We start from the raw sequence: 24,566 nt of genomic DNA on the forward strand, positions 1-24,566 counted from the left end.
GACTGAGAGAAAGCAATGAGAGAAGCCATTTTGCTCACCCCGGGGCCGCTGACGACCAGCCTGGCGACCAAGACCGCCATGCTGACCGACTGGGGCTCGTGGGATTCGGCGTTCAATGCGCTGACGGCGCGGGTCTGCAACGATCTGGTGAACATCGTCCACGGCGGCGAGACGCACGTCTGCGTGCCGTTGCAGGGCTCGGGCACGTTTGCCGTCGAAGCGGCGATCGGCACACTAGTGCCGAAGGACGGCAAGCTGCTGGTGCTCGTCAACGGCGCGTATGGCCGACGGATGGCGCAGCTCACCAAGGTGATCGGCCGGCAGGTTGCCGTGTATGAAACCGCCGACGATCAACCGGCCGACCCGGCCGAAATCGCGGTCCGGCTGGCCGCCGATCCGGCGATCACCCACGTTGGCGCAATCCATTGCGAAACCAGCACCGGCATCCTCAACCCGCTGGCCGCGATCGCCGCCGTGGTCGAGCGGGCGGGGCGGCGGCTGATCATCGACGCAATGAGCGCCTTCGGTGCGCTGCCGGTCGATGCGCGCGAGATCCGCTTCGATGCGCTGATCGCGACGAGCAACAAATGCCTCGAAGGCGTGCCCGGCGTCGGCTTCGTCATCGCCCAGCGCGAGGCGCTGCTGGCGGCTAGCGGCAACAGCCATTCGCTCGCGCTCGACCTCGTCGACCAGTACCTCTATCTGCAGAAAACCGGCCAATGGCGCTTCACGCCGCCAACCCATGTCGTCGCCGCGCTGGCGTCGGCGCTGGAACAGTATCTGGCGGAGGGCGGCCAGTCGGCGCGGCTGGCGCGCTACGCGGCCAATTGCCGTCAGCTGGTGTCGGGTCTGGCGCGACTGGGGCTGAGGCCGTTGCTCGAACCGTCGCTGCAGGCGCCGATCATCGTCACCGTCCACGCGCCGCGCCATCCCGATTACGACTTCAAGCGCTTCTACGAGGCAGTGCGCGCCCGCGGCTTCGTCTTGTACCCGGGCAAGCTGACCGAGGTCGAGACCTTCCGCGTCGGCTGCATCGGCGCGATCGATCACGCCGAGATCGGCCAGGCCGTGTCGGCGATGGCCGATGCACTGGCCGAACTGGGCTGGACCCACTGATTTGTCGCGGCCGGCAAAACCCCATGCCGTACTTGCTCGTGCTGCTGCGACCGCAGGGAGTCCCCGAGGGACGCCTCGCACGCCCAGCCGGCAGGGTTTTTCCGGCCGCTCTTTAACAGGAGCATACCCATGAACTACCGCTACACCCGCCGCTACGCCGGCAAGCTGCAGGCCGTGATTTTCGACTGGGCCGGCACTGTCGTCGATTTCGGCTCGTTCGCACCGACCCAGGTACTGATCGACGCACTGGGCGGCTTCGGCATCGACATCCACATGGCCGAGGCGCGCGTGTCGATGGGGCTGGCCAAGTGGGACCATATCCGCGCGCTGGGCGACATGCCGCAGGTGGCCGCGCGCTGGCGCGCAAAGTACGGCCACGAGATGAGCGACCGCGACGTTGACGCCGTATACGAAGCCTTCATGCCGCTGCAGGTTGCCCACGTCGGTCAGTACTCGCAGCTGATCCCCGGCGCGCTTGAGGTGATCGCGGCCTTGCGCGCACAGGGCATCAGCATCGGTTCGTGCTCGGGTTATCCGCGCATCGTGATGGACACGCTGCTCCCGATCGCCGCCGAGCGCGGCTATGCGCCCGACTGCACCATCGCGACCGACGATCTGGCCGCCGGCGGCCGGCCGGGGCCGTGGATGGCGCTGGAAAACGTTGTTCGCCTTGGCGCCAGCGATGTTGCCGCCTGCGTCAAGGTCGACGACACGGTGCCGGGCATCGACGAGGGTCTGGCGGCCGGCATGTGGACGGTCGGCCTGTCGGCATCGGGCAATGAAGTCGGGCTGACATTTGAGGAGTGGACGGCGCTCGGTCCGTCCGAGCAGGCGGCACGGCGCGCACCGGCCGAGGCCAAGCTCTACGCCGCCGGCGCGCATTTCGTCATCGACAGCATCGCCGCGCTACCGGCGGTGATCGCCGAGATCAACGCGCGCCTCGCGCGCGGGGAGCGTCCATGAGTCAGGCCGCGCGGGGAGCGCCCATGAGTCAGGACGCGCGAAAAGCGCTCGCGAGCCAGACCATGTGGGGAGCGCAACCATGAGCATGACACCAAGCGCAGCAAGCCAGCGCCGCTGTGATATCGCCATCGTCGGTGCCGGCATCGTCGGGCTGGCGCATGCGCTGGCGGCGGTCAAGCGCGGCTACACCGTGACGGTGTTCGAACGCGACAGCCAGCCGCTCGGCGCATCGATTCGCAATTTCGGCCTTGGCCTCGTGCTCGGGCAGGCGCAGGGCGAGATGCACGCGCTGGCACAGGCCAGCCGCGAGATCTGGCTCGACGTCTTGCCGCAGGCCGGCTGCTGGCACAAGGCCTGCGGCAGCGTGACCGTGGCGCGCAATCCGGTCGAGCAGGCGGTGCTCGACGAGTTTCAGGCGCTGCGTGGCGACACCTACGGCACGCGCTTGCTGAGCCGGACCGCAGTTGCTGCGTTCGGCCTGCCGATCGGCCAGGTCACCGGCGCGCTGCACAGTGGCGACGAGATCGCCTTCGAATCACGCGTCGCCTTGCCGCGTCTTGTTGCCTGGCTGGCCGAGGTACACGGGGTCGAGTTCGTCTTCGGCGCGCAGGTCAACGCGATCGAGCTACCGACCGTGACGACCAGCCGTGGCGTCTGGCATGCCGAGCGGGCCTTTGTCTGCGCTGGCCACGATTTCCAGACGCTGTTTGCCGATGCCTACGCCGAGCCGCCGCTGCAGCGCTGCGCCTTGCAGATGCTGCGCGTCGCCAATCCGGGGCTGACGCTTGGCCCGGCTTTCATGACCGGGATGTCGACGCTGCGCTACGACTCGTTTGCCGGGCTGGAAACGCTCGCGGCCTTGCGTCGCCAGCTCGACGACGCCGACCCGGTCTGGCTGATGGAGGGCATTCACCTGATCGTCCAGCAGGTCGGTGAATCGGGCGAACTGCTGATCGGCGATTCGCACCGCTACGCCGAGTCGGTCGGTCCGTTCGGCAGCGAGGCGATCGACCGGCGTCTGCTGCAGCTGGCCGAATCGTTGCTCGGCCGGCGACTGACCGTGATCGAGCGCTGGCAAGGCGTGTACGCCAGTGGCCCGGGCGGCTATCTCGTCAAACCGGCGGCGCCCGGCGTCACGGCGGTGGCGATTACCTGCGGCATCGGCATGAGCGTGGCATTCGGGCTGGCCGAGCAGGTGCTGGACGCTGCGCTGGCCTAGTCGGCCGTCATCGGCGCAGTGCCGGCGGCCTGAATCAGCTCGACACGGTTGCCGGCAGGATCGATGGTGAAGCCGCGCGGGCTGCCGAGGACATCGGATTGCGCGTGCCAGTCGATGCCACGCTCGGCCAGTTTGACCCGCACGGCGGCAAGGTCGTCGACCACGACGGCAAAGTGGGCGCTGGGGTGGGGCGGCATATCGCTTTCCGACAGGTGCAGTTGCACCGTCGGCGACAGTTGCAGCCATGCACCGCTGACCCGGCCGCCCTTGGCCGGCTTGGGAATGCGGGCAAAACCGAGCACGTCGGCATAGAAGGCGACGACCGCTTCGGTGCCGCCGGGCGGAACGGCGATGGTGAGGTGATGAAGATGCGCCATGGCTGATCCTGTACGGTGGCGGTGACTGAATAAGGGCGGTGAACAAAACCGCTGGCGGCGTCGCGCTTATTGGCCGGACTTTGGTGCCGACGCGGCCGTCGACGTCTCCGTGCGACGTTTTGCGCGCCTTGCCAGCCTCTTTTCATCGGCTTGTCACCCGGTACGTTTGCCGCGCTAGGCCGACGCTACGGAAGCCGTCGTTGCGGGCGCTCATCGTGCGACTGGTGCAAACGCGCAACAACGAATCATGCCACACGGTTTGCAATGGCTGGGACGGGCAAGGGCTGGCTATGATCGCGCCGCGGTGCAGGGTGCACCGTTTACCGGTATCCCCGCGATGTCCTCCGCCTGTCAATCCTGCGGCGCCTGCTGCGCCAGTTTTCGTGTCTCGTTCTACTGGGGCGAAACCGACGCCTGTCCGGGCGGCACGGTGCCGGCCGAGCTGACGACGCAGATCAATCCGTGGCGGGTGGCGATGCGTGGCACCGAGGTCGCACCGGTCAAATGCATCGCGCTGCTGGGCGATGTGGGCGTCTCGGTCGGCTGCAGCATCTACACCCAGCGCTCGAGCACCTGCCACGAGTTCAGCGAGGGCGACGAGCGCTGCAACGATGCCCGCGCCCGCCACGGCCTGCCAGCCTTACAGGCGGCAATCAGCCTGTCATAGCGCCGTCACCTCCGGCTCGTACGCTGCCGCTCCTTGACCGATGACGACAAGAGAGCAGCAAGGTGAGGAAGATCGTAGCAACCGCGTTTGCCGGCGCACTGCTGGCCAATCTGAGCGCCTGTGGTGGCGGCAGCGACAATGCCAGCCCGACGCCCGCACCGGTACCGACCCCGGTCCCGGCTCCCACGCCGGTACCGAGTCCCGCGCCGACTCCGGCGCCGGTACCGAGTCCCGCGCCGACTCCGGCGCCGGTGCCGCAAACCTGGTACACGACCAAGACACCGTATTCGCCGAAGCAGGACATGGCGAGCTACGAGGCGCCGCCAGCCGGCTTCAGCCCGGTGTACACCGAACTTGTCGCCCGTCACGGCTCCCGTGGGCTGTCCAGCCTGAAGTACGATGCGGCGATGTATGCGATCTGGCAGAAGGCCGCCGCCGACGGCGCGCTGACCGAGCTGGGGCAGAAACTGGGTCCGGACCTGATGCGGTTGATGAAGGCCAATGCCTTGCTCGGCTACGGTGTTGCCGGCATTTCAACGCCGGGCTATGGCAACCTGACCGCGGTCGGCATTGCCGAACACCAGCAGCTGGCGGCGCGATTGCTCAAGCGGCTGCCGGCTTACTTCGACGATGTGGCCAAGGCTGCCGGGAGCGGCGCGGCGCGGCAGATCGTCGTGCAATCGTCCGGCGTCGACCGGGCCGTCGACAGCGCCAGTTTCTTCAGTCAGGCGCTGACGGGCAATGCGCCGGCACTCAAGCCGGTCACCGTCGCCGCCGACGCGCTGACCGCCTATCCGGCCAATGCCCCGGTGGCACAGGCCGCAGGCGTGAACCGCTTCCTGTTGTACTTCCACAAGCTCGCCGCCAAAACCGATCTGGTCAGCGACCCCGCCAGCCCGTATTACCAGACGTATCAGGACAGCCTGGCGTTCCAGGCCTACGCCGCCGATGCCGATCTGAGCGCCAAACTGGCCGGATTCAATGCCGACCCGGCACTGAAGGTTGCCGCGCGCGCGGTGCTCGAGCGCTTGTTCACCAAGGCTTTCGTCGACAGGATCGATAACGGCACTTACAGCTTTGCCAACAGCGGCAGCTTCAGCTTCACCAGCGACGACGGCAAGTTCACCAACACGCTGACCGGTGACGGCAAGACGACGGTGAAAGGCATCGTTGATGCGGTGTCGATGTTGTACAACGTTTACGTGATCACGCCGGCCTTCAAGGGCACGCTCGATCTCGATTTCAGCGCCTATCTGCCGGATGCGCAGGCCAGGGCCTTCGCCTACCTGCAGGATGCGCAGGACTTCTACGCGATGGGGCCGGGCATGAGCGAAGCCGGCTCGGTCACGTTCAGGATGGCCACCGCGCTGCGCGAGGATTTCTTCAACGAGGTCGACGCCATCGCCAAGGGCCAGCTCGGCCGTGCGGCCAAGCTGCGCTTCACGCATGCCGAAATCATCGTTCCGTTTTCGTCCAGCCTCGGGTTGGCCAACGTCTACGTGCCGGTGCCCAAGGCGCAGACCTACAGCTACGACAATAATCCGTGGCGTGGCGAGCTGGTGTCGCCGATGGCCGCCAATGTGCAGTGGGATGTCTATCGCGATGCCGGTGGCAGGCTGCTGGTGAAGATGCTCTACAACGAGCGCGAGACGGCCTTCAAGGCGGACTGCGAGGGCGCCCGTTACAGTGCCGGCAGCAACTTCTACGACTATGGCAAGCTGAAAGCCTGCTACGGTCACGTGGCAAGCTGAGCCGGTCCGGCCCCGACCGCCTGGCGGCGGGGGCGTTCAGTCCAGCCCGAGCAGGCTGCGCAGATCGCGCATGTCGAGTACCTGGTTACCGGACGCAGGGGCCTGCATCAGCAGCACGCACGCTTCGGCGATCCTCGGGCTGGTCAGCGGCGTGGCCGAACGCGGCAGCATGTAGGCGAACTGGGCCAGATAGGCCGAGTGGAACCGCGCCAGCCAGCCTTGTCCGGCCGGTGGCGTCCTGAAGACGGTCGGATGGACATGCGCCACGCGTTCGAACGGCAACAGCGCCAGCTGCCGGCCGGTTTCGCCGGCGGCCAGCGGCAGGTGGCGCATCATCTGCGTGCTCGGCGCCATTGCCTCGATCAGGCAGAACTGGCGCGCGCCCGCCCGCGCAGCGGCCTGCGCGATCGGGACGATGTCGTCATGGGACACGGCGTGCAGGCCGGCATCGCGCTGGTTGGCCAGGCCGCGCTCGCCGACATGGCAGTACACGTCGTCGACCTGCGGCAGGCGGATGGCCGCCAGTTCGGCATGATCGAGCGGATCGCCGGGCAGCTGGATCTCGTCGCAGCGCGACGTGCTGCTGAGCAGCGGTTTGCTCGTCAGCACCCAGACGTGGCGGTACTCGACCAGCAGCCGGTTCAGCAGTGCTTCGCCGAGCCGGTTGACCGCACCGGCAATCAGCGCGGTGCGGCGTTCGTCCTGCGGCGGCGCGACACCCTGCAGCGCGCCGCGCAGGTCGAGGTGCGGTCTGATTACCGGCTTCATCGGCGGGTGATCTCGTCCCAGGTCTTGTTCAGCCGCTTCAGCGACACCGGATACGGCGTTTTCAGCTCCTGCGCGAACAGCGAGATGCGCAGCTCTTCGATCATCCAGCGGAACGGCGCCAGCGGCGCGGTATCGCGGCCTTCGCGCTGCCACTTGTCGAGTTCGCTCTCCCAGCGTTGCCATAGCTCGGTGATCTCGGCGTTGCGCTGGCCGTCGCGCTGCGGGTTGGCGACGCGCTTTTCCAGCCGGATGCGGATCGCCTTCAAGTACAGCGGCAGCCGTGGCAACTGCTCCCACGGCGTCGCGGCGAGGAAGCCCTGATACACCAGTGTGCCGAGCTGCTGGTTCAGCGCGTGGGCGAGGTTGCCGGACTTGTTCGCCACCATCACCACCGGCACGTATTCGGCGACCACCGCCGCCAGTGTGCGGACCACGGCATCGCGCACGCTCGGCAGCCGGACCTTGGCGCGCGATTTCTGGTTGTCGAACTCCTTCTTGCTGCGCGGTGCGTCGTCATCACCGACGAAGGCGCGGTCGCAGATCGCCGCGACGATGTCGGCCATCAACTGGTCGGCGTTCTGCGTGCTGCGCAGCGCGATCGCGTGCTGCTGGAAGTTCGGCACCGATTTTTCCAGTTGTTTGACGTGCTCTTTCAATTCGAGCCGCATCAGCCGCACCACGCCCTGGCGGTGTGCTGCAGCGGCCGCATGCGCGGTATCGAACAGCCGGATGGCGCAAGCGTCTTCGTCGGGCACCAGCGCCGGATAGCCGGTCAGCTTGCGGCCGTGGCGCTTGAAGGTGATCTGCTCGGGCAGGTCGCCGAAGTCCCATTTCACGATGCCGGATTTTTCGATGCTGTTGTCGTCGGCCTCGTCGCGGAAGGTCAGCTGCGCGGCTTCGCCGAGCTGGGCGCGGATCGCGATCAGGTCGCGCCCGCTGGCCAGCTCCTGGCCGGCGTCGTCGACGACGCGGAAGTTCATCAGCAGGTGGGGCGGCAGCACGCTGGCGTCGAAATCGTCGGCGGTCACGGTCAGGCCGGTACCGCGCGTCACCGCATGCGCCAGCTGCGGCAGCAGCGGCGCTTCGCGGTCGGCCTTGTCAAGCTCAAGCAGCATTTTGGTCGCGAACTCGGGCACCGGTACGCAGACGCGGCGGATGGTTTTCGGCAGCGATTTGACCAGCAGCGTGACCTTTTCGCGCAGCATGCCCGGCACCAGCCAGTCGAACACCGCGTGATTGACGCGGTTCAGCTGATGCAGCGGCAGCGTCAGCGTCACGCCGTCGAGTGCGTGGCCGAGCTCGAAGCGATAGGCGAGCGGCAACTTGGCTTCGGCCAGCTTGAAGAACACCGGGAACTGATCCTCGGTCACCGCATCGGCGGTGTGGCTCATCAGGAATTCGCGGCTCAAATACAAAAGCTGCGGATTGTCGCGTTCGGCTTTTTTCAGCCAGGCCTCGAAGCTGGCGCCGTTGACGAGGTCAGCCGGCACGCGTTCGTCGAAGAAGGCGTACAGCGCGTTTTCGTCGACCAGCACGTCCTGCCGGCGCGCCTTGTGTTCGAGCTCTTCGATCTCGAGCAGCAGTTCGAGGTTGTGATCGAAGAATTTGGCGCGGGTTTCATAGTTGAAGCGGACCAGCGCTTCGCGGATGAAGATCTCGCGCGCCTCGACGGCGTTGATCCGGCCGTAGTGGACGCGGCGGCGGTTGACGATGGGTAGGCCGTACAGCGTGACGCGCTCGCTGGCGATCACCTGCGCGCCGGCTTTTTCCCAGTGCGGGTCGAAATACTGTTTCTTCGTCAGGTGCGTCGCGAGTTTCTCGACCCAGTCCGATTCGATCGCCGCGACGCCGCGCGCGTAGAGCTTGGTCGTCTCGACCAGTTCGCCGGCAACAATCCATTTCGGCCGCGATTTCTTCAAGCCGGAGCCCGGGAAGATGTTGAACTTGATGCCGCGTGCGCCGAGGTATTCGTCGTTGTCGGGCTGTTTGAAGCCCAGATTGCCCAGCAGCCCGGTCAGCAGCGCCTTGTGGATCTGCTCGAAGGTGCCCGCGGACTCGTTGGTGCGCCAGCCGAGGTCGTCGACGATGTCGGCCAGCTGCCGGTACAGGTCGCGCCATTCGCGCATGCGGATGTGCGACAGGAAATGGGTATGGCAGACCTCGACGAGCTGGCGGTTCGACGTCTTCTCGGCGACGGCCTTCTCGAAGAAGGCCCACAGGTTCAGATAGGTGAGGAAGTCGGACTTCTCGTCGACGAACTTCGCCTGCGCACGATCGGCGGCGTCGCGCGCGTCAAACGGCCGGTCGCGCGGGTCTTGCACCGACAGGCCCGAGGCGATGATCAGCACCTCCTTCAGGCAGGTGTGCTCGTGACCGGCGAGCAGCATGCGAGCCAGTCGCGGATCGACGGGCAGCCGCGCCAGCTGTTTGCCGACCGGGGTCAGTTCGTCCTGATCGTCGACGGCGCCGAGTTCGTGCAACTGCTGGTAGCCGTCGGCGACGAGGCGGCTCGACGGCGCTTCGAGAAAGGGGAAGGCGTCGACCTTGCCGAGCCTGAGCGCGGCCATGCGCAGGATCACGCCGGCGAGGCTGGAGCGGATGATTTCCGGATCGGTGAACGGCGAGCGCAGATTGAAATCTTCCTCCGAATACAGCCGCACGCAAATGCCCGACGACACGCGGCCGCAACGGCCGGCACGCTGCCTTGCCGATGCCTGCGAAATCTTTTCGACCAGCAGCTGCTCGACCTTGGCGCGCGGGCTGTAGCGGTTGATCCGCGCGTGGCCGGAATCGATCACATAGCGGATGCCGGGGACGGTGAGCGAGGTTTCGGCGACGTTGGTCGCCAGCACAACGCGGCGGCCGTTGCCGGGGCGGAAAATGCGCTGCTGGTCTTCGTTGCTCAGCCTTGCGAACAGCGGAATTACTTCGGCATTGCGCAGCTTGGCCTTGCGAAAGGCCTCGGTGGTTTCGCGGATTTCTCGCTCGCCGGGCAGGAAGACCAGGACGTCGCCGGCGCCGTCGGTGCGCCACAACTGCTCGACCTCGGCGACGATGGCTTCTTCCATCTCGATCTCGGCGTCGTCCTCGTCTCGGCTTTCGAGTGGCGCGTAGCGGACTTCGACCGGATAGGTGCGGCCCGAGACCTCGAGTACCGGCGCACCGTCGAAATGTGCCGAGAAACGTTCGGCGTCGATCGTCGCCGACGTGACGATGACCTTGAGGTCGGGCCGGCGCGGCAACAGCTGCTTCAGGTAACCGAGCAGGAAATCGATGTTGAGGCTGCGTTCGTGCGCCTCGTCGACGATGATCGTGTCGTAGGCGGCGAGATCGCGGTCGGACAGCGTTTCGGCCAGCAGGATGCCGTCGGTCATCAGCTTGATATAGCTGTCGCCGCTCGATTTCTCGGTGAAACGGACCTTGAAGCCGACGATGCTGCCGAGCTCGGACTGCAGCTCCTGCGCGATCCGTGTCGCGACCGAGCGCGCGGCCAGCCGGCGTGGCTGAGTGTGGCCGATCAGCCCGGTGACGCCGCGGCCGAGCTCAAGGCAGATTTTCGGCAGCTGCGTGGTCTTGCCCGAGCCGGTTTCGCCGCAGACGATGACGACCTGATGGGCCGCGATCGCCGCGCGGATCTCGTCGCGGCGCTGATTGACCGGCAGCGATTCGTCGAAGCTCGGGACCGGCAGATTGTGCCGCCGCCGCTCGGTCTTGCCGGCGGCGTGGACCAGTTCGCGTTCAAGCTCGGTTTTGAGCCGGTCGACCGGTTTGCCGGCCGCGCTGCGGGCTTCGAGCGTGGCGAGCTTCCTGGCCAGTGGGGCGTGTTCACGTGCCGGCACCAGGGCCAGGAGTTCGGAAAGGGAAGCGGAAGCGGTCATTGCGGCGCGGCGTCGTTGGCGTAACCGCGCATTTTATCACGCGGCAACCGCGGGCCTGCGATGCCGCGGGCCTGCTAGTCGGCGGGTCGCAGCACGATCAGTGTTCTGGCGCTGCTGCTGATCGTCCGGGCGTCGCTGATCAGTGCCGTTTCGCTGGTCACCGGTGTAAAGCGGCAAGTGCGCTGGGTGTCGTCGTTCTCGGGGAGCAGGCTGGTACCGGCGATCACGTCGAGCGGACGCCCGAGCAGGGTAACGGGCGGTGTGTTCAGCAACTCGCAGGCGCGCAGATTGGCGAATTCGATCTGGGCATCGCGTACCAGCAGGAAAGCACAGGGCAGCGCGTCGGCGATGTCGCCACCGAGCGGGTCGGTGACGGCCAGCGCCGCCTCGGCGGCCTTGACGTGGCTGATGTCGATTGCGATCGACAGGATGTAGACGTCACCGTCGCGGACCAGCGGTTGCTTGGTGATGTCGAACCAGTGGGTCCGGCCATTGGGCAGGGTCCAGTGGTCGACGACGCGGATCGTCTGGCCGTGTTCGAGTACTTCTTCGTCGCCGGTCGAGAACGGCAGGCTGCCGTCGTCGGTGCCCATGTGCGACTGCACCAGCAGATCGTGACCGAGCGTGGTCTGCGTGGCGCGGTTGACCAGCAGGAAGCGGCCATGCCGATCGCGAACGTAGATCAGGTTCGGGCTGACATCGATCACCTGATTGACGAACAGTTGCTGCTGGAACAGGGCTTCCTCGGCGTCCTTGAGCGCGCTGACATCACGGATCAGTGCGACGCAACTCTTCGTATCCCGCGGCATCATCCGGACTTCGAACGCCCGGGTGCTGCGCGCGTCGTTGCCGATCTTGTATTCGAAATGCAGCGGCTTGTTGCTGCTCTGGACGACGATCAGCGATTCGAGGAACTGCCGGGCGATGCGGGTCGGGAACAGCGAGGAAATGCGATTGTTGCCGCTGGCGGGCATCGGGTGCTGATCGTAGCGGGGGGCATTGAGCGCAATCGCCGAGCGATTGGCGTAGTCGATTTGCCAGAGCAGATCGGGTAGGCAGGCGGGCAGATCGGCAAAATCCGGCGGTGGCTTGGCTTGGTTGTCACGCCGGGTGCCGAACCACAGCACCGCCGCGCACACGGCGATGCCAAGCTGCAGCAGCAGCATGCCGATTGAGGACGACGCCAGTACTGGGCTGAGGGCCAGCAATACGGCGACGCCGACGGCGGCGGCGACAAATACGGAATGGGGCAGGGAGCGCATGCGGATTGGGCGCCTGTCCGGGATCGGGTCAAAGACGACCACGAGTGTATCGGTCGGGCCGGGGGCTTGACCATCAGGGGTGTCTGCAACGGTGACTGCATTGCAACAGTGCGGCAGAAATGCAAAAAGCCAGCTTTCGCTGGCTTTTTGCTAATATTTTGGCGGAGCGGACGGGACTCGAACCCGCGACCCCCGGCGTGACAGGCCGGTATTCTAACCAACTGAACTACCGCTCCGCAGCGGTCTCGCTAATGCCATTTACCGAAGTAACTGGTGGGTGATGACGGGGTCGAACCGCCGACATTCTGCGTGTAAGGCAGACGCTCTACCAACTGAGCTAATCACCCGTCGTCAAACGAGGAGCGCATTTAAGCATGCCAGTTTTGAGACGTCAACACTTTTTTCGAAAAACAGCAGTCGAATGGCTAAATTTAGCCGTGGTAGCGTCCTGTAATGTGCTTGACGTATAAAAGCTGAGAAAATTTCACAGTTCTGTAATTTCTGGAAAAGCATGTGTTGAGAGTGCCCGCACTGAAGTTGCGTTGGCCTGCATCGGGCAGGGTCATCCCGGTCGTCGAAATGGTCCTGGTGCTGATCGTGGCCTGGCTGGCCGCAGGGATCTTCTGGCAGCTGTTTGCCCCCAGATCGTCCGGCCCCGTCTTGAAACCGCCGCAGACCGCGCCGGTTGCGCAAAACCTGCTCTGGAACAATGCGGCGTCCTGGTTCGGTGCCGTCGGTGGCGACGTCACGGCCAGTACCTTGTCGGCGCGGCTGATCGCGGTCATCGCCGGCGACGACACCAGCAGCGCGGCGGTGTTTACCGGCATCGAAGCCAGTGCCGTAGCCGTTCGCGTCGGCGATGCCGTACAGCCGGGGGTTCGGTTGCTGCGGGTTGAGCGCGATCGGGTCGAGCTTGAACGCAACGGCCGGCGCGAAACGCTGATGCTCGATGGTCGCGATGCCAGCGGCCCGGTTGCCATGGTCACGCCGGTGGCTGGCGGCGTGGTGGCTGCTGCGGCCGAATTGCCGGCGCAGACGCTCTATCGTGGCCAGCTGGCCGCGATGATGCAGGCAGGCAATATCGCCGACTGGGCCAAGGGGCTGGCGCAGGCGCCAGGGGGCGGCATCCTGATCAATGACCCGGCCCAGCAGCCGCTGGCCAGATCATTGCAGCTGCAGGCAGGAGACGTGCTCAAGTCGGTGAACGGCCAGAATCTGGCGCAACCGGCCGATATGTCCCTGCTGCTGACCGCGTTCAGCCAGCAGGCCCAGATCAAGCTTTCAGTGTTGCGTGGTGGCGTGCCGACCACGTTGCAGTACCAAATCCAACCTTGAAAAACACAATGAAATCCATGTTTCGCGCGTCCCGTCGCCTCTTGTTGGCCAGCCTGCTCGCCGCCCACGTTCACGCGGCGGACAACAAGGTGACGCTCAATTTCGTCAATGCCGACATCGAATCGACCGTCAAGGCGGTCGGGCTGATCACCGGCAAGAACTTCCTGATCGATCCGCGCGTGAAGGGGACGATCAACATCGTCTCGGCGCAGCCGGTCGATAAGGATTCGGTCTATCCAGTGCTGCTGTCGGCGCTGCGCCAGCAGGGTTTTACCGCGGTCGAATCCGGCAAATTGATCAAGGTGATGCCCGAGGCCGATGCGAAGACCAATAGCGGGCCGACCGAAAACCGGGAATTGCGCGCCGCCGGTGACAGGATCGTGACGCAGGTCTATCCGCTGAAGTTCGAGTCGGCCAACCAGATCCTGCCGATCTTGCGGCCGCTGGTGTCGGCGAACAACGCGATTTCGGTCTACGTTCCGGCGAATACGCTGGTGATCACCGATTATGCCGACAATATCCGCAGGCTCAATCGCATCATCCAGAGCATCGACCAGCCGGCTCAGTCGGATATCTTTCCGATCCAGCTCAAGTACGCTTCGGCCGTTGACGTGGCGCAGATGCTCTCCAGGCTGATGCCAGAACTCAACGCCCAGGGTGTTGCGCCCGGCGTGACGCCGGCCGACGGCGCGCGGCGCAGCAGCGTGGTGCCCGATGTGCGCAGCAATACGCTGCTGGTCCGCAGCGAAAATGCCGTGCATGCGCAGCAGATCAAGCGGCTGGTCGAAACGCTCGACCAGCCCGGTGCGGCTGGCGGCAATATCCATGTCGTCTATCTGCGCAACGCCGAGGCGGTGAAGCTGGCGGCAACGCTCAAGGGCGTGCTCACCGGCCAGGACAGCGGTGGCAGCGGGCAGACCGGCAGCAGCAGCGTTCCGTCGCTGACGGCCAGCAGCAGCACCGGCGGCATGTCGCTGCCGCCGACGAGTGCACCCACGACGACCACCGGCAGCTCGGCAGCCAGCGTGCAGATCGGTGGCTCCACGGTGCTGCTGCAGGCCGATCCGATGACCAATGCGTTGATCATCACCGCGCCGGACAACGTCTACAACAATCTGCGCTCGGTGATCGACAAGCTCGACGTGCGCCGTGCGCAGGTCTACGTCGAGGCGATGATCGCCGAAGTCAACGCGTCCAAGGTCGGCGAATTCGGCGTGCAGTGGCTGCTCGCGGCCGGCGGCGACAACGTGGCCGGCGTCGGCATCAGTTCGCTGGGGCTGCTGTCGAATGGCATCGGCAATCTGATCAGCGGCATCGTCAACAAGGACCCGAACGCGATTCCGGGCGGGCTGACCGTCGGCGTCGTCAACGGCAATCCGCTCAAGGAGGGCGGCAAGCGGCCGACGCTCGGCGTGCTCGCCAGCGCGCTGCAGAACTCCGGCGACGCCAACATCCTGTCGACGCCGAACCTGATCACGCTGGACAACGAAGAAGCGCGGATCATGGTCGGCCAGAACATTCCGATCATCACCGGCACGCAATCGTCGACCGGCAGCAACCCCAATCCGTTTACGACGGTCGAGCGCAAGGACATCGGTATTGCGCTGCGGGTGAAGCCGCAGGTGTCCGAGGGTGGCAGCATTACGCTGTCGGTGTATCAGGAAGTGTCCAGCATCGACAACACGGTGAACACCAACGGCGCCGGCATCGCGACCAAGAAGCGCGCGCTTGAATCCAAGGTGCTGGTCGACGACGGCCAGGTCGTCGTGCTCGGCGGCTTGATCCAGGACCAGCTCGACAATTCGGTCAACAAGGTGCCGGGGCTCGGCGATATCCCCGGGGTCGGCAACCTGTTCAAATACCAGAGCCGCAACTGGGGCAAGGTCAATCTGATGATCTTCCTGCGCCCGGTGATCCTGCGCGACGGTGCTGCCAGCGATACGCTGTCGACCGATCGCTACCAGTACCTGCGCAATGAACAAGCCAAGTTCGGTTTCGACAGTCATCCCTTCCTGCCCGACCTGCCCAAGGTGGTGCTGCCTGAGCTGCCGGCCAAGCCGGCCGAGTCCGCCGAGCCGGCCAAACAAGTCGAGCCGGCTGCGCAGGCCCCGGCGACCAAGACGCAGGCTCAGGCACAACCATGAGCCGGCTGGTGCCGTTCCACTTCGCCCGTGACCGTGGTGTCGTCGATGTTTCGAGCGACGACACCAGCGTCCAGGTGCTGATGCGTCGCGGTGCGGCGCTGTCGGCGCTGAACGAACTGCGCCGCACCGCCGGCCGGCCGCTCGATGTCGAACTGGTCGATGCCAGTGAGTACGAGCAGCGTTTGTCGCAGTTGTTCAGCAATGGCAGTCAGGCTGCGAGCGTCGCCGATGACGTCGAGCAGCAGGTCGACCTGTCGCGGCTGGTGCAGGCCTTGCCCGAGATCGAGGATTTGCTCGATGCACAGGACGACGCGCCGATCATCCGGCTGATCAATGCACTGCTGACCGAGGCCTTGCGTGAAGGCGCGTCCGATTTGCATCTCGAAGCGTTCGAGACCCGATCGCTGGTGCGTTTCCGCGTCGACGGCACGCTGCGCGACGTGCTCGAACCCAAGCGCGCCTTGCACGCGGCGCTCGTGTCGCGGATCAAGGTCATGGCCGGCCTCGACATCGCCGAAAAACGGCTACCGCAGGATGGCCGGATCACGTTGCGGATCGCCGGCCGGCCGGTTGATGTACGAGTGTCGACCCTGCCGTCCGGCCACGGCGAGCGCGCGGTGTTGCGCTTGCTCGACAAGTCGGCGGGGCGCTTGAATCTCGAAAAGCTTGGCATGGGCGGGCAGGTCTTGGTGCAGTTGCAGGCACTGCTGAACCAGCCGCACGGCATTGTCCTTGTCACCGGGCCGACCGGTTCGGGCAAGACGACGACGCTGTATGCAGCTTTGTCGGGCATGGATGCCAAGACCGCCAACATCATGACGGTCGAGGATCCGATCGAGTACGACCTCGACGGCGTCGGCCAGACGCAGATCAATCCGAAGATCGACATGAGCTTCGCCCGCGCCTTGCGGGCGATCCTGCGTCAGGATCCGGACGTGATCATGATCGGCGAAATCCGCGATCTGGAGACCGCGCAGATCGCCGTGCAGGCGTCGCTGACCGGGCATTTGGTGCTGGCGACCTTGCATACCAACGATGCAGCCAGCGCGGTGACGCGTCTGACCGATATGGGCATCGAACCCTTTCTGCTCGCCAGCTCGCTGCTGGGCGTGCTCGCACAACGGCTGGCGCGAACATTGTGCCCCGACTGCCGGATTGCCTATGCTGCAGACGACGCCGAGCGCGCAGCAATGGGCTGCGTCGACGCGGTCACGCTGTACCGGCCGGTCGGTTGTCCGTCGTGCAAGCAGAGCGGCTATCGCGGACGTTCGGGCATCTATGAGCTGTTGACGGTCGACGAGACGCTGCGCGGGATGATCCACAACCGCGATACCGAACTGGCGATCAAGCAGCACGCGATGCGCAACGGCATGCTGACGCTGCGCCAGGACGGCGAGCGGCGCGCTCGCTCGGGGCAGACGAGTCTCGAGGAAGTCTGGCGCGTGACGCGCGAAAGCTGATCGCACGGCGCGCGGGCGCCAGGTCCAGGGTTGTGCACGACTTCAGCCAGCGTACTGAGAGTGGGTTGAATCACCACCGGGTTCGAGGAGAAAAGCATGCAGCATGGATTACCTGCGCCCGATGCACGCGGCGCGCTACGCGTTCCGCTGGACTGCAAGGTCCGGCTGCGCGGTATCGACGGCCGTTCGTATTACGGTGTGTGTGCCGATCTGTCCGTTACCGGTCTCACGGTGCGGACGATGTTCGTGCCGCAGGAGGACGAGCTGCTCGACGTATGCGTATTGCCGCCGCCGCAGGGCGGCCGGACGCAACCGCTGTCGGCCCGGGCGCGCGTGGTGCGTTGCCACGCAATCGATGATGAGCTGTTCGAACTTGGGCTGGCGATCGAGGAAATCCTCGGGTGAGCGCATGGTGGTGCCTGCTGCTCTGGCCTGTCGCCATGTCGGCGCAGGCCGATGCCGTTCGCGCCGACGTGGTCCGGCACGGCGACACTGTGATGCTGAGTGCGAATTTCACCGTCGCAGTCCCGCAATCGCTGGCCTGGGAGGTCATGGTCGATTTCGAGCATATGCCGGCCTTTCTGCCGCAGCTCGATGAAAGCCATGCCGTACCGACCTCGCCGGACCATCTCGAAGTGCGCCAACGCGGCCACTATGTCGTTGCGGGGCTGTCGTTCTCGTACGAGTCGGTGCGCGATATCAATCTGCTGCCGATGTCCGAAATTCGCGCGCGTACGCTCGAAGGCAGCGCCGGCAAGGTCGAAAGTATTTGCCACCTGCAGCAGCGCGGTGAGCAGACCGTAGTAAACTACCGCGCCGATTGGACGCCGGGCTCGATCTGGCAAGCGGCCATCGGTACGGATTTTCTCAAACAGCAACTGGTTCGCCAGTTCGATGCGATGCAGCAGGAAATGTTGCGCCGCAAGGCTCACCCGATTGCGCCGGTTTCGGTGCCTTAAACCAATATGCGGCTTCTCACGCTCAAAATCGACGTCGATACGTATCGCGGCACGCGCGAAGGTATTCCCCGGCTCGTCGACCTGCTTCAGCGCTTCAACGCCAATGCCACCTTCCTGTGGAGCCTCGGCCCGGATCACACCGGCCGGGCCATCAAGCGGGTGTTTCGCCCAGGTTTCCTGAAAAAGGTATCGCGCACCTCGGTGCGCGAACACTACGGCCTCAAAACCTTGCTGTACGGCACCTTGCTGCCCGGCCCGGACATCGGCAAGCGCTGTGCGCCGCTGATGCGGGAAGTCGTGGCGGCGGGCTTTGAGAGCGGTGTGCATACCTGGGATCACATCCGCTGGCAGGATGGCGTCGCCGAGGCCGACGAGGCCTGGACCGCGGCCGAGCTGAATGCGGCGATCGAGCGCTATATCGAGATTTTCGGCGAGCCGCCGCAAACCCATGGCGCCGCAGGCTGGCAGATGAATACCCATGCTTACCGGCTCGAACAGCGGCTGGGTATGCGCTACGCCTCCGATGGCCGTGGTACCCACCCGTTCTGGCCGATGGTGCGCGGTGAACCGGTCCGGGTGCCGCAACTGCCGACGACGCTGCCGACACTGGACGAGCTGATCGGCATCGACGGGCTGACGCCGGACAATGTGCACGAGCATCTGCTCAAGCTGACCGAGGCCGAAGGGCCGTTTGGTCACGTCTACACGCTGCATGCCGAACTCGAGGGCATGAAGCTGCTGCCGGTGTTCGAGCGCCTCTTGGCGGGTTGGCAGGAGCAGGGCTACCAGTTTGTCAGTCTGGGCGAGCATTGCGCCGCGCTCGACTTGAATCTGCTGCCGTATCACGAAGTGCAGATGACCGAGATCCCAGGGCGCAGCGGTGCGCTGGCGACGCAAGGGGCCGAATTCCTCTAAGCGTGATCCAAACAACAACGCCGGCGATTGCCGGCGTTGTTGTTTCTGGATGGATGCCGCGTTACTTGCTGGCCTTGACGATATTCATCGCCGTGGCGACCACGCCGGCAACGTCGCCGACATTGCCGGGCAGCAGCATCGTGTTGCCTTCCTTGGCGATCTTGCCGAAGGCATCGATATAGCGCTCGGCCACCTTGAGGTTGACGGCTTCGATGCCACCGCTGGTGCCGATCGATTTGCCGACGGTCTCGACCGCTTCGGCCGTGGCATGCGCAACCAGACGGAGCGCTTGCGCCTCGCCGGTGGCACGGTTGATCGCCGCCTGCTTTTCGCCTTCCGACTGGTTGATCGCCGCCTGCATATCCCCTTGGGACTTCTGGATCGCTGCTTCGCGCTGGCCGCTGGCGAGGTTGATCTGCTGCTGTTTCACGCCTTCGGATTGCGCGATCAGGGCACGCTTTTCGCGTTCGGCCGTGATCTGTTTCTGCATCGAGTGGAGGATTTCCTGCGGCGGTGTCAGGTCCTTGATCTCGTAGCGCAAGACCTTGACGCCCCAGTTTGCCGCGGCTTCGTCGAGCGACAGTACCACGGCACGGTTGATGTCCTCGCGCTCCTCGAAGGTTTTGTCGAGTTCGAGCTTGCCGATCACCGAACGCAGCGTTGTCTGTGCCAGCTGGGTAATCGCGAGCACGTAATCGCTGGCACCGTACGAGGCCAGTTTCGGGTCACGGACCTGGAAGTACAGGATGCCGTCGACTTGCAGCTGGGTGTTGTCACGGGTGATGCAAATCTGGCTCGGTACATCGAGCGGGATTTCCTTCAGGTTGTGCTTGTACGCGACCCGGTCGATGAAGGGGACGACAATGCGCAGCCCGGGTTCGAGCACATCGTGAAAGCGCCCAAGACGTTCGCGCACCCATGCCTGTTGCTGGGGGACGATTTTCAGCGTCTTGGATATGAAAATGACGACGATGACCGCAAACGCGACGACGAACGGCAGCGACATGGACGACTCCATCAAGGTTGGGGGGGCGTGGTATCGAGCAGCAGGGTGTTGCCGCGCTGTCCGACAATGTAGAACTGGGTCAGGGTTTGATCGGCCGGCTGGACAAATTCGGCGTCCCAATCGGCGCCGCGATAGCGGACCCGGGCGTGTTGCGTGTCGAGCCAGCGCTCGATCGTCACCTTGTGGCCGAGATCGAGTGCGTTGCTTTCGTCGTGCTTGGGTTGCGTCCGGCGCTTCCAGCGTCGCAACCCGGCGACGGCAAACAGGCTGGCAATGGTCGCAATGGCGATTTGTACCGGCAGCGGGGCCGAGAGCGCGCCGGCAATGGCACCGGCAAGCATGCCGACGGCAATGGCCAGCAGATAGAACGTGCCGCTGAGCATTTCCAGTCCGACCAGTACTGCCGCGGCAATGAGCCAAATAGTAGTGGGAGTCATGATCAAGTCAGATTCCAAAAAGCTCGGCAAGTTCCCGATCATGCCGCATCCGACGAGCGAAGCATAGCGCTCCGCCCGAGCCGGAGATGAAAACGGCGACCCTGAGGTCGCCGTTCTCTTAGCCGCCGATGCGGGTCAGTCCACCCATATAGGGCAACAGGACCGTCGGGACGGTAATGCTGCCATCGGCGTTCTGGTAGTTCTCGAGTACCGCGACCAGCGTGCGGCCGACGGCGAGGCCGGAACCGTTCAGCGTGTGGACGAGTTCGTTCTTGCCGGCATCGTTCTTGAAGCGCGCCTGCATCCGGCGCGCCTGGAAGGATTCGCAGTTCGAGCAGCTCGAGATTTCGCGGTAGGTGTTTTGCGCCGGCAGCCAGACTTCCAGGTCATAGGTCTTGGCGGCCGAGAAACCCATGTCGCCGGTGCACAGCGACACGACGCGGTAGGGCAGTTCGAGCTTCTGCAGAATCGCCTCGGCGTGGCCGACCATTTCCTCGAGTGCGGCGTACGACTGCTCGGGCGTGGTGATCTGTACCATCTCGACCTTGTCGAACTGGTGCTGGCGGATCAGTCCGCGGGTGTCGCGTCCGGCAGCGCCGGCTTCGGAGCGGAAGCAGGGCGAGTGCGCGGTGAGCTTCACCGGCAGTTCTTCGGTCTTGAGGATGCTGTCGCGGACGGTATTGGTCAGCGAGATTTCCGAGGTCGAAATCAGGTACTGGGTCTGGCCGTCGGTGCCGCCACGCTCGACGCGGAACATGTCGTCGGCAAACTTGGGCAGCTGGCCGGTGCCGTAGAGGACTTCCGGGTTGACGATGTAGGGCGTGTAGGCCTCGGTGTAACCGTGCTCTTCGGTCTGGGTGTTGAGCATGAATTGCGCCAGCGCGCGGTGCAGGCGGGCAATCTGGCCGCGCAGCAGCGTGAAGCGCGAGCCGGAGAGCTTGGCACCGGTTTCGAAATCCAGACCATGCGGTGCGCCGACATCGACGTGATCACGCGCTTCGAAATCAAAGGCGCGCGGCGTGCCCCAGCGGCGCACTTCGATGTTGCCGCTTTCGTCATCGCCGGCCGGCACCGACTCGTGCGGCAGGTTCGGCAGGTTCAACAGCAGGCTGTTCAGCTTGTCCTGCAGCGCGCTCAGCGCCGACTCGTTGGTAGCCAGCTCACCCTTGAGGTTTTCGACCTCGGCCAGAATAGGGGCGACATCCTCGCCCTTGGATTTGGCGATGCCGATCTGCTTTGACACGCTATTGCGTTTGGCTTGCAGTTCCTGCGTGGCGGTTTGCAGCGTCTTGCGCTCGGCTTCAAGCGTGGCGAAGGTCGCGCCATCGAAGGCGAAACCGCGGGCGGCGAGGCGGGCGACGACGGCGTCGAGGTCGTTGCGGAGCAAATTGATATCGAGCATGGGCTGGATTCTTGTCGTTTATCGGGTGATGCGGATGGTGTTCATTCTACACGAAGCACCTTAGGCCTTCCGGTGCTGCTCGGCCAGCCAGGCCGCGTCCAGCTCGGCAAGATGACGCAGTTTTTCGGCGATCTTGCCTTCGAGTCCACGCGGTGTCGGCCGATAGAAGCGGGTGCCTTCGAGTCCTTCGGGCAAATAGGTTTCACCGGCGGCATAGGCCTCGGGTTCGTCGTGCGCGTAGCGATATAGCTTGCCGTAGCCGAGTTCTTTCATCAGCTTGGTCGGGGCGTTGCGCAGGTGTTCGGGTACCGGGCGCGACTTGTCTTGTCCGACCTGGGCGCGGGCAGCGTTGTAGGCGTTGTAACCGGCGTTGGACTTGGGGGCGATGGCCAGATAGATCACCGCCTGCGCCAGCGCCAGCTCGCCTTCGGGGCTGCCGAGGCGCTCGAACGTTTCGGCTGCATCGTTGCAGATCGTCATTGCGCGCGGGTCGGCGAGGCCGATGTCTTCCCACGCCATGCGCACGATGCGGCGCGCCAGATAGCGCGGGTCGGCGCCGCCATCGAGCATCCGGCAGAACCAGTACAGCGCGCCATCGGCGTTCGAGCCGCGCACCGATTTGTGCAGGGCGGATATCTGGTCGTAAAACGCATCACCACCCTTGTCGAAACGGCGGTTGTTCAGCGTCAGCGCGTCTTGCAGAAATGCGGCGTCCAGATGGTGGAGGCCTTGCGCGTTCGCGGCGTTGGCGGCCTGCTCGACCAGGTTGAGCAAGCGGCGGGCATCGCCATCGGCGTAGCCAGTCAGTAGCGCAATGGCATCGGCCTGAAAATCCAGTCCGGAGTAACACTGGGTCTGGGCGCGGGCGACAAGTTCGGCCAGCGCGTCTTCTTCCAGTGCTTTGAGAACATAGACTTGAGCGCGCGACAGCAAGGCCGCATTGACTTCGAACGACGGGTTTTCGGTGGTGGCGCCGATGAAGGTGACGAGACCGGATTCGACGAAGGGCAGGAAGGCATCCTGCTGCGATTTGTTGAAGCGGTGGACTTCATCGACGAACAGGATGGTGCGGTGCCCGCCGGCACGGTAGTGCTCGGCCTGTTCCATTGCTGCACGGATGTCCTTGACGCCGGAAAAGACCGCCGACAACGGAATGAACTCAGCCTTGAATGCGCCGGCCATCAGTCGTGCCAGCGTGGTCTTGCCGACGCCGGGCGGACCCCAGAAAATCATCGAATGCGGCTGCCCCGATGCAACGGCGAGTGCCAGCGGTTTGCCTGCAGCAAGCAGATGCCGCTGGCCGATGACGTCGTCGAGCACCTTGGGGCGCAGTCGTTCGGCGAGCGGTTCGTGTTCGTTATGCTCGCCTGCGAAGAGGTCATTCTTCGACGACATCGACGTCCTTCGGCGGGGTGAACTGGAACAGGGCGGCCGATTGCTTCGGATTCTGAGTCAGGCCGCTGAACGAAACCCGCGTCGTCTGACCAAAATGGTCCTGCAGTTCCATCGCGACGACCTGTGCATTTTTCAGGCCGAGCCGGATGCTGTCGAAGGTCGACTCCTTGCTTTTGGGTACGGCCTCGACCCAGGACAGGCCATCGCGGTTGGCGAGGTTTCTGAGTGTATAGGTCTTGTCGAGCGCGTTATCGCCGGCGAGCAGGGCCGCAGGGCTGCTTTCGAGCGCGGCGGAGAGCTGTTTCGAGGTTGCCTGACGCAGTTCCGGGTCATACAGCCAGACGCGTTTGCCGTCGCCGACGATCAGTTGCTCATAGGGCTTGAGATAGCTCCAGCGGAATTTGCCTGGACGCTGGATGGCAAAGTCACCACTGCTGGTTTGCACCGGCGTGCCGGGTTTGCCGGAGACGCTCTGGCTGAACTGCCCCTGCACGCCCGTAGTCGACGACAGGAAGCGTTTCAGATCGCTTACCCCATCGGCGTGGGCCAGCGACGATGCGGCCAACACCAATGCGAGAAGCCAGCGAAATGTATTCATTGGTGGCATTTCCTTGGGCTGAGAAATGAAAAAGCCCCGCCAAGGGCGGGGCTTTGGGGCAAAACCAGAATTACTTGGTTGCCGGAACAACAACTTCCTGCACGCCCTTCACTTCGATCTCGACGCGACGATCCGGAGCCAGGCATTCGATCAGCTGCTTGCGAGCCTTGATCTTGTTGCAAGTATCGCCGGTCACCGGGTCAGCCTTGCCGCGGCCTTCAGCGCTGAACTTGTCAGCCGGAGCACCCTTCGAAACCAGGTAGTCGACAACCGACTGAGCGCGCTTTTGCGACAGAGCGTTGTTGTACTTGTCCGAACCGATGCGGTCGGTGTAGCCAACGACAACTGCGTTGCCTTCCTTCGGGTCGAAGTTCACGACGTCTTGGTACAGCTTGTCCAGAGCGTCCTTGCCGGCCGGCTTCAGGCTAGCCTTGTTGAAGTCGAACAGCACGTCAGCTTGCAGGCTGAAGGTCTTGTTCTTCACGACCGGAGCCGGAGCCGGGACCGGAGCCGGAGCTTCAACCTTCGGTTGCGGCTTCACGTAGCCGTCGCAGCCTTCCACGGTCGCTTGGTCTTTGCTCCACGTGCCGGTGCGCCAGCATTCGCCGATCGAGTTTTTCACCACGCCTTCAACGTTGGTCGGAGCGACGTTGGTACCGTTGGTGCTGTAAGCGGTGGTAGCGGCGAAAGCCGAGCCCATGCTCAGAGCCGAAACGACAGCAAGGGACATCATGGTTTGCTTGAGCGACAGCATAGTTTTTCTCCTGGTAAATTTGGATATGGTGTTTGAACCAACCAAGCCTTGTTGTTTCTGGATATACCTGACAACAGCCCTGCGTCAAGGCATTTATTTCTTCCAAAACCCCGGCCATTCTAAGGTCGGTCAGACATGGGCTGCAAATGAATTGCGCGTG

The 24,566-nt window shown here is 64.3% G+C and carries 21 protein-coding genes and 2 tRNA genes; 11 read left to right on the top strand and 12 right to left on the bottom strand.

Translation table 11 applies throughout. The annotated features are described in order from the left end of the window. Positions 1–15 precede the first annotated feature (15 nt). From R0382_RS12725 to R0382_RS12735, 3 genes are all read left to right on the top strand, one after another. On the top strand, positions 16–1,116 hold the full coding sequence (locus R0382_RS12725; protein ID WP_432719983.1) for a 2-aminoethylphosphonate--pyruvate transaminase: 1,101 nt from the start codon (positions 16–18) through the stop codon (positions 1,114–1,116). A 129-nt stretch (positions 1,117–1,245) separates the two neighbouring features. Next, on the top strand, positions 1,246–2,079 hold the full coding sequence (gene phnX / locus R0382_RS12730; RefSeq protein ID WP_432719985.1) for a phosphonoacetaldehyde hydrolase: 834 nt from the start codon (positions 1,246–1,248) through the stop codon (positions 2,077–2,079). Positions 2,080–2,158: 79 nt separating this feature from the next. Continuing rightward, positions 2,159–3,298: a TIGR03364 family FAD-dependent oxidoreductase gene (locus tag R0382_RS12735; protein WP_432719986.1), complete on the top strand. Its 1,140-nt coding sequence runs from the start codon at positions 2,159–2,161 to the stop codon at positions 3,296–3,298. On the opposite strand, the gene R0382_RS12740 is transcribed toward R0382_RS12735, so the two are convergent. Next, positions 3,295–3,675, bottom strand: a complete 381-nt coding sequence (locus R0382_RS12740) for a VOC family protein (protein WP_432719987.1) — start codon at positions 3,673–3,675, stop codon at positions 3,295–3,297. The genes R0382_RS12735 and R0382_RS12740 overlap by 4 nt on opposite strands. A gap of 337 nt (positions 3,676–4,012) precedes the next feature. Here R0382_RS12740 and R0382_RS12745 point away from each other — a divergent pair, with 337 nt between their 5' ends. Together R0382_RS12745 and R0382_RS12750 are read left to right on the top strand one after the other, a co-directional pair. Next, positions 4,013–4,342 (top strand): YkgJ family cysteine cluster protein, encoded by a 330-nt coding sequence (locus R0382_RS12745; RefSeq protein WP_432719988.1) that lies wholly within the window; start codon positions 4,013–4,015, stop codon positions 4,340–4,342. A gap of 62 nt (positions 4,343–4,404) precedes the next feature. Then, positions 4,405–6,093 (top strand): histidine-type phosphatase, encoded by a 1,689-nt coding sequence (locus tag R0382_RS12750; RefSeq protein WP_432719990.1) that lies wholly within the window; start codon positions 4,405–4,407, stop codon positions 6,091–6,093. 36 nt (positions 6,094–6,129) lie between these two features. Here the strand turns inward: R0382_RS12750 and R0382_RS12755 are convergent, their stop codons facing one another. The 5 genes from R0382_RS12755 to R0382_RS12775 all read right to left on the bottom strand — a co-directional run bounded on the left by R0382_RS12755 (position 6,130) and on the right by R0382_RS12775 (position 12,348). Next, positions 6,130–6,861 carry a hypothetical protein gene (locus R0382_RS12755; protein WP_432719991.1) on the bottom strand — a complete coding sequence of 244 codons (732 nt, stop codon included), beginning with the start codon at positions 6,859–6,861 and terminating at the stop codon, positions 6,130–6,132. Further along, positions 6,858–10,739, bottom strand: a complete 3,882-nt coding sequence (hrpA, locus tag R0382_RS12760; protein WP_432719993.1) for an ATP-dependent RNA helicase HrpA — start codon at positions 10,737–10,739, stop codon at positions 6,858–6,860. The genes R0382_RS12755 and hrpA overlap by 4 nt, the downstream gene beginning before the upstream one ends. 74 nt (positions 10,740–10,813) lie before the next feature. Then, complete coding sequence (locus tag R0382_RS12765; RefSeq protein ID WP_432719995.1) at positions 10,814–12,001, bottom strand: PAS domain-containing protein; 1,188 nt, start codon at positions 11,999–12,001, stop codon at positions 10,814–10,816. Positions 12,002–12,160: 159 nt separating this feature from the next. Continuing rightward, positions 12,161–12,237 (bottom strand) — tRNA-Asp (locus R0382_RS12770). Between the two features lie 35 nt (positions 12,238–12,272). Continuing rightward, positions 12,273–12,348: transfer RNA gene (locus tag R0382_RS12775), tRNA-Val, on the bottom strand. Between the two features lie 166 nt (positions 12,349–12,514). On the opposite strand from R0382_RS12775, the gene R0382_RS12780 reads away from it, so the two are divergent. The 6 genes from R0382_RS12780 to R0382_RS12805 all read left to right on the top strand — a co-directional run bounded on the left by R0382_RS12780 (position 12,515) and on the right by R0382_RS12805 (position 18,814). Further along, the gene (locus R0382_RS12780) at positions 12,515–13,336 is read left to right on the top strand and encodes a type II secretion system protein N (RefSeq protein ID WP_432719997.1); all 822 of its coding nucleotides are present in this window, start codon (positions 12,515–12,517) and stop codon (positions 13,334–13,336) included. Between the two features lie 8 nt (positions 13,337–13,344). After that, a complete protein-coding gene (gene gspD / locus R0382_RS12785) occupies positions 13,345–15,480 on the top strand; it encodes a type II secretion system secretin GspD (RefSeq protein ID WP_432719999.1) in 2,136 nt (711 codons plus the stop codon). Next, entirely contained in the window at positions 15,477–16,940 is a 1,464-nt protein-coding gene (gene gspE / locus R0382_RS12790; RefSeq protein WP_432720001.1) for a type II secretion system ATPase GspE, read from the top strand. The genes gspD and gspE overlap by 4 nt, the downstream gene beginning before the upstream one ends. A 96-nt stretch (positions 16,941–17,036) precedes the next feature. Then, positions 17,037–17,345 (top strand): PilZ domain-containing protein, encoded by a 309-nt coding sequence (locus R0382_RS12795; RefSeq protein ID WP_432720002.1) that lies wholly within the window; start codon positions 17,037–17,039, stop codon positions 17,343–17,345. Beyond that, positions 17,342–17,899, top strand: a complete 558-nt coding sequence (locus tag R0382_RS12800; protein ID WP_432720003.1) for an SRPBCC family protein — start codon at positions 17,342–17,344, stop codon at positions 17,897–17,899. Before R0382_RS12795 ends, R0382_RS12800 begins: the two co-directional genes overlap by 4 nt. Positions 17,900–17,905: 6 nt before the next feature. Next, positions 17,906–18,814 (top strand): polysaccharide deacetylase family protein, encoded by a 909-nt coding sequence (locus tag R0382_RS12805; protein ID WP_432720004.1) that lies wholly within the window; start codon positions 17,906–17,908, stop codon positions 18,812–18,814. 61 nt (positions 18,815–18,875) lie between these two features. Here R0382_RS12805 and R0382_RS12810 read toward each other — a convergent pair whose 3' ends face one another. The 6 genes from R0382_RS12810 to R0382_RS12835 form a co-directional block, all read right to left on the bottom strand. Next, the gene (locus R0382_RS12810) at positions 18,876–19,820 is read right to left on the bottom strand and encodes an SPFH domain-containing protein (RefSeq protein ID WP_432720005.1); all 945 of its coding nucleotides are present in this window, start codon (positions 19,818–19,820) and stop codon (positions 18,876–18,878) included. Between the two features lie 11 nt (positions 19,821–19,831). Further along, positions 19,832–20,257 (bottom strand): NfeD family protein, encoded by a 426-nt coding sequence (locus tag R0382_RS12815; RefSeq protein ID WP_432720006.1) that lies wholly within the window; start codon positions 20,255–20,257, stop codon positions 19,832–19,834. 118 nt (positions 20,258–20,375) lie between these two features. Continuing rightward, on the bottom strand, positions 20,376–21,659 hold the full coding sequence (gene serS / locus R0382_RS12820) for a serine--tRNA ligase (RefSeq protein ID WP_432720008.1): 1,284 nt from the start codon (positions 21,657–21,659) through the stop codon (positions 20,376–20,378). A gap of 60 nt (positions 21,660–21,719) precedes the next feature. Beyond that, a complete protein-coding gene (locus R0382_RS12825; RefSeq protein ID WP_432720009.1) occupies positions 21,720–23,054 on the bottom strand; it encodes a replication-associated recombination protein A in 1,335 nt (444 codons plus the stop codon). Next, a complete protein-coding gene (gene lolA, locus R0382_RS12830) occupies positions 23,038–23,652 on the bottom strand; it encodes an outer membrane lipoprotein chaperone LolA (RefSeq protein ID WP_432720010.1) in 615 nt (204 codons plus the stop codon). Before lolA ends, R0382_RS12825 begins: the two co-directional genes overlap by 17 nt. Before the next feature lie 70 nt (positions 23,653–23,722). Further along, positions 23,723–24,406 carry an OmpA family protein gene (locus tag R0382_RS12835; protein ID WP_432720011.1) on the bottom strand — a complete coding sequence of 228 codons (684 nt, stop codon included), beginning with the start codon at positions 24,404–24,406 and terminating at the stop codon, positions 23,723–23,725. Between the last annotated feature and the right edge of the window lie 160 nt (positions 24,407–24,566).

The sequence above is a fragment of the Jeongeupia wiesaeckerbachi genome (genome assembly GCF_050916355.1).
Classification (GTDB): domain Bacteria; phylum Pseudomonadota; class Gammaproteobacteria; order Burkholderiales; family Chitinibacteraceae; genus Jeongeupia; species Jeongeupia wiesaeckerbachi.

Coding starts and splice junctions, on each gene's coding strand:
- R0382_RS12725 (WP_432719983.1), top strand. CDS start 16: ATGAGAGAAGCCATTTTGCTCACCCCGGGGCCGCTGACGACCAGCCTG.
- phnX (WP_432719985.1), top strand. CDS start 1,246: ATGAACTACCGCTACACCCGCCGCTACGCCGGCAAGCTGCAGGCCGTG.
- R0382_RS12735 (WP_432719986.1), top strand. CDS start 2,159: ATGAGCATGACACCAAGCGCAGCAAGCCAGCGCCGCTGTGATATCGCC.
- R0382_RS12740 (WP_432719987.1), bottom strand. CDS start 3,675: ATGGCGCATCTTCATCACCTCACCATCGCCGTTCCGCCCGGCGGCACC.
- R0382_RS12745 (WP_432719988.1), top strand. CDS start 4,013: ATGTCCTCCGCCTGTCAATCCTGCGGCGCCTGCTGCGCCAGTTTTCGT.
- R0382_RS12755 (WP_432719991.1), bottom strand. CDS start 6,861: ATGAAGCCGGTAATCAGACCGCACCTCGACCTGCGCGGCGCGCTGCAG.
- hrpA (WP_432719993.1), bottom strand. CDS start 10,739: ATGACCGCTTCCGCTTCCCTTTCCGAACTCCTGGCCCTGGTGCCGGCA.
- R0382_RS12765 (WP_432719995.1), bottom strand. CDS start 12,001: ATGCGCTCCCTGCCCCATTCCGTATTTGTCGCCGCCGCCGTCGGCGTC.
- gspD (WP_432719999.1), top strand. CDS start 13,345: ATGAAATCCATGTTTCGCGCGTCCCGTCGCCTCTTGTTGGCCAGCCTG.
- gspE (WP_432720001.1), top strand. CDS start 15,477: ATGAGCCGGCTGGTGCCGTTCCACTTCGCCCGTGACCGTGGTGTCGTC.
- R0382_RS12795 (WP_432720002.1), top strand. CDS start 17,037: ATGCAGCATGGATTACCTGCGCCCGATGCACGCGGCGCGCTACGCGTT.
- R0382_RS12805 (WP_432720004.1), top strand. CDS start 17,906: ATGCGGCTTCTCACGCTCAAAATCGACGTCGATACGTATCGCGGCACG.
- R0382_RS12810 (WP_432720005.1), bottom strand. CDS start 19,820: ATGTCGCTGCCGTTCGTCGTCGCGTTTGCGGTCATCGTCGTCATTTTC.
- R0382_RS12815 (WP_432720006.1), bottom strand. CDS start 20,257: ATGACTCCCACTACTATTTGGCTCATTGCCGCGGCAGTACTGGTCGGA.
- serS (WP_432720008.1), bottom strand. CDS start 21,659: ATGCTCGATATCAATTTGCTCCGCAACGACCTCGACGCCGTCGTCGCC.
- R0382_RS12825 (WP_432720009.1), bottom strand. CDS start 23,054: ATGTCGTCGAAGAATGACCTCTTCGCAGGCGAGCATAACGAACACGAA.
- lolA (WP_432720010.1), bottom strand. CDS start 23,652: ATGAATACATTTCGCTGGCTTCTCGCATTGGTGTTGGCCGCATCGTCG.
- R0382_RS12835 (WP_432720011.1), bottom strand. CDS start 24,406: ATGCTGTCGCTCAAGCAAACCATGATGTCCCTTGCTGTCGTTTCGGCT.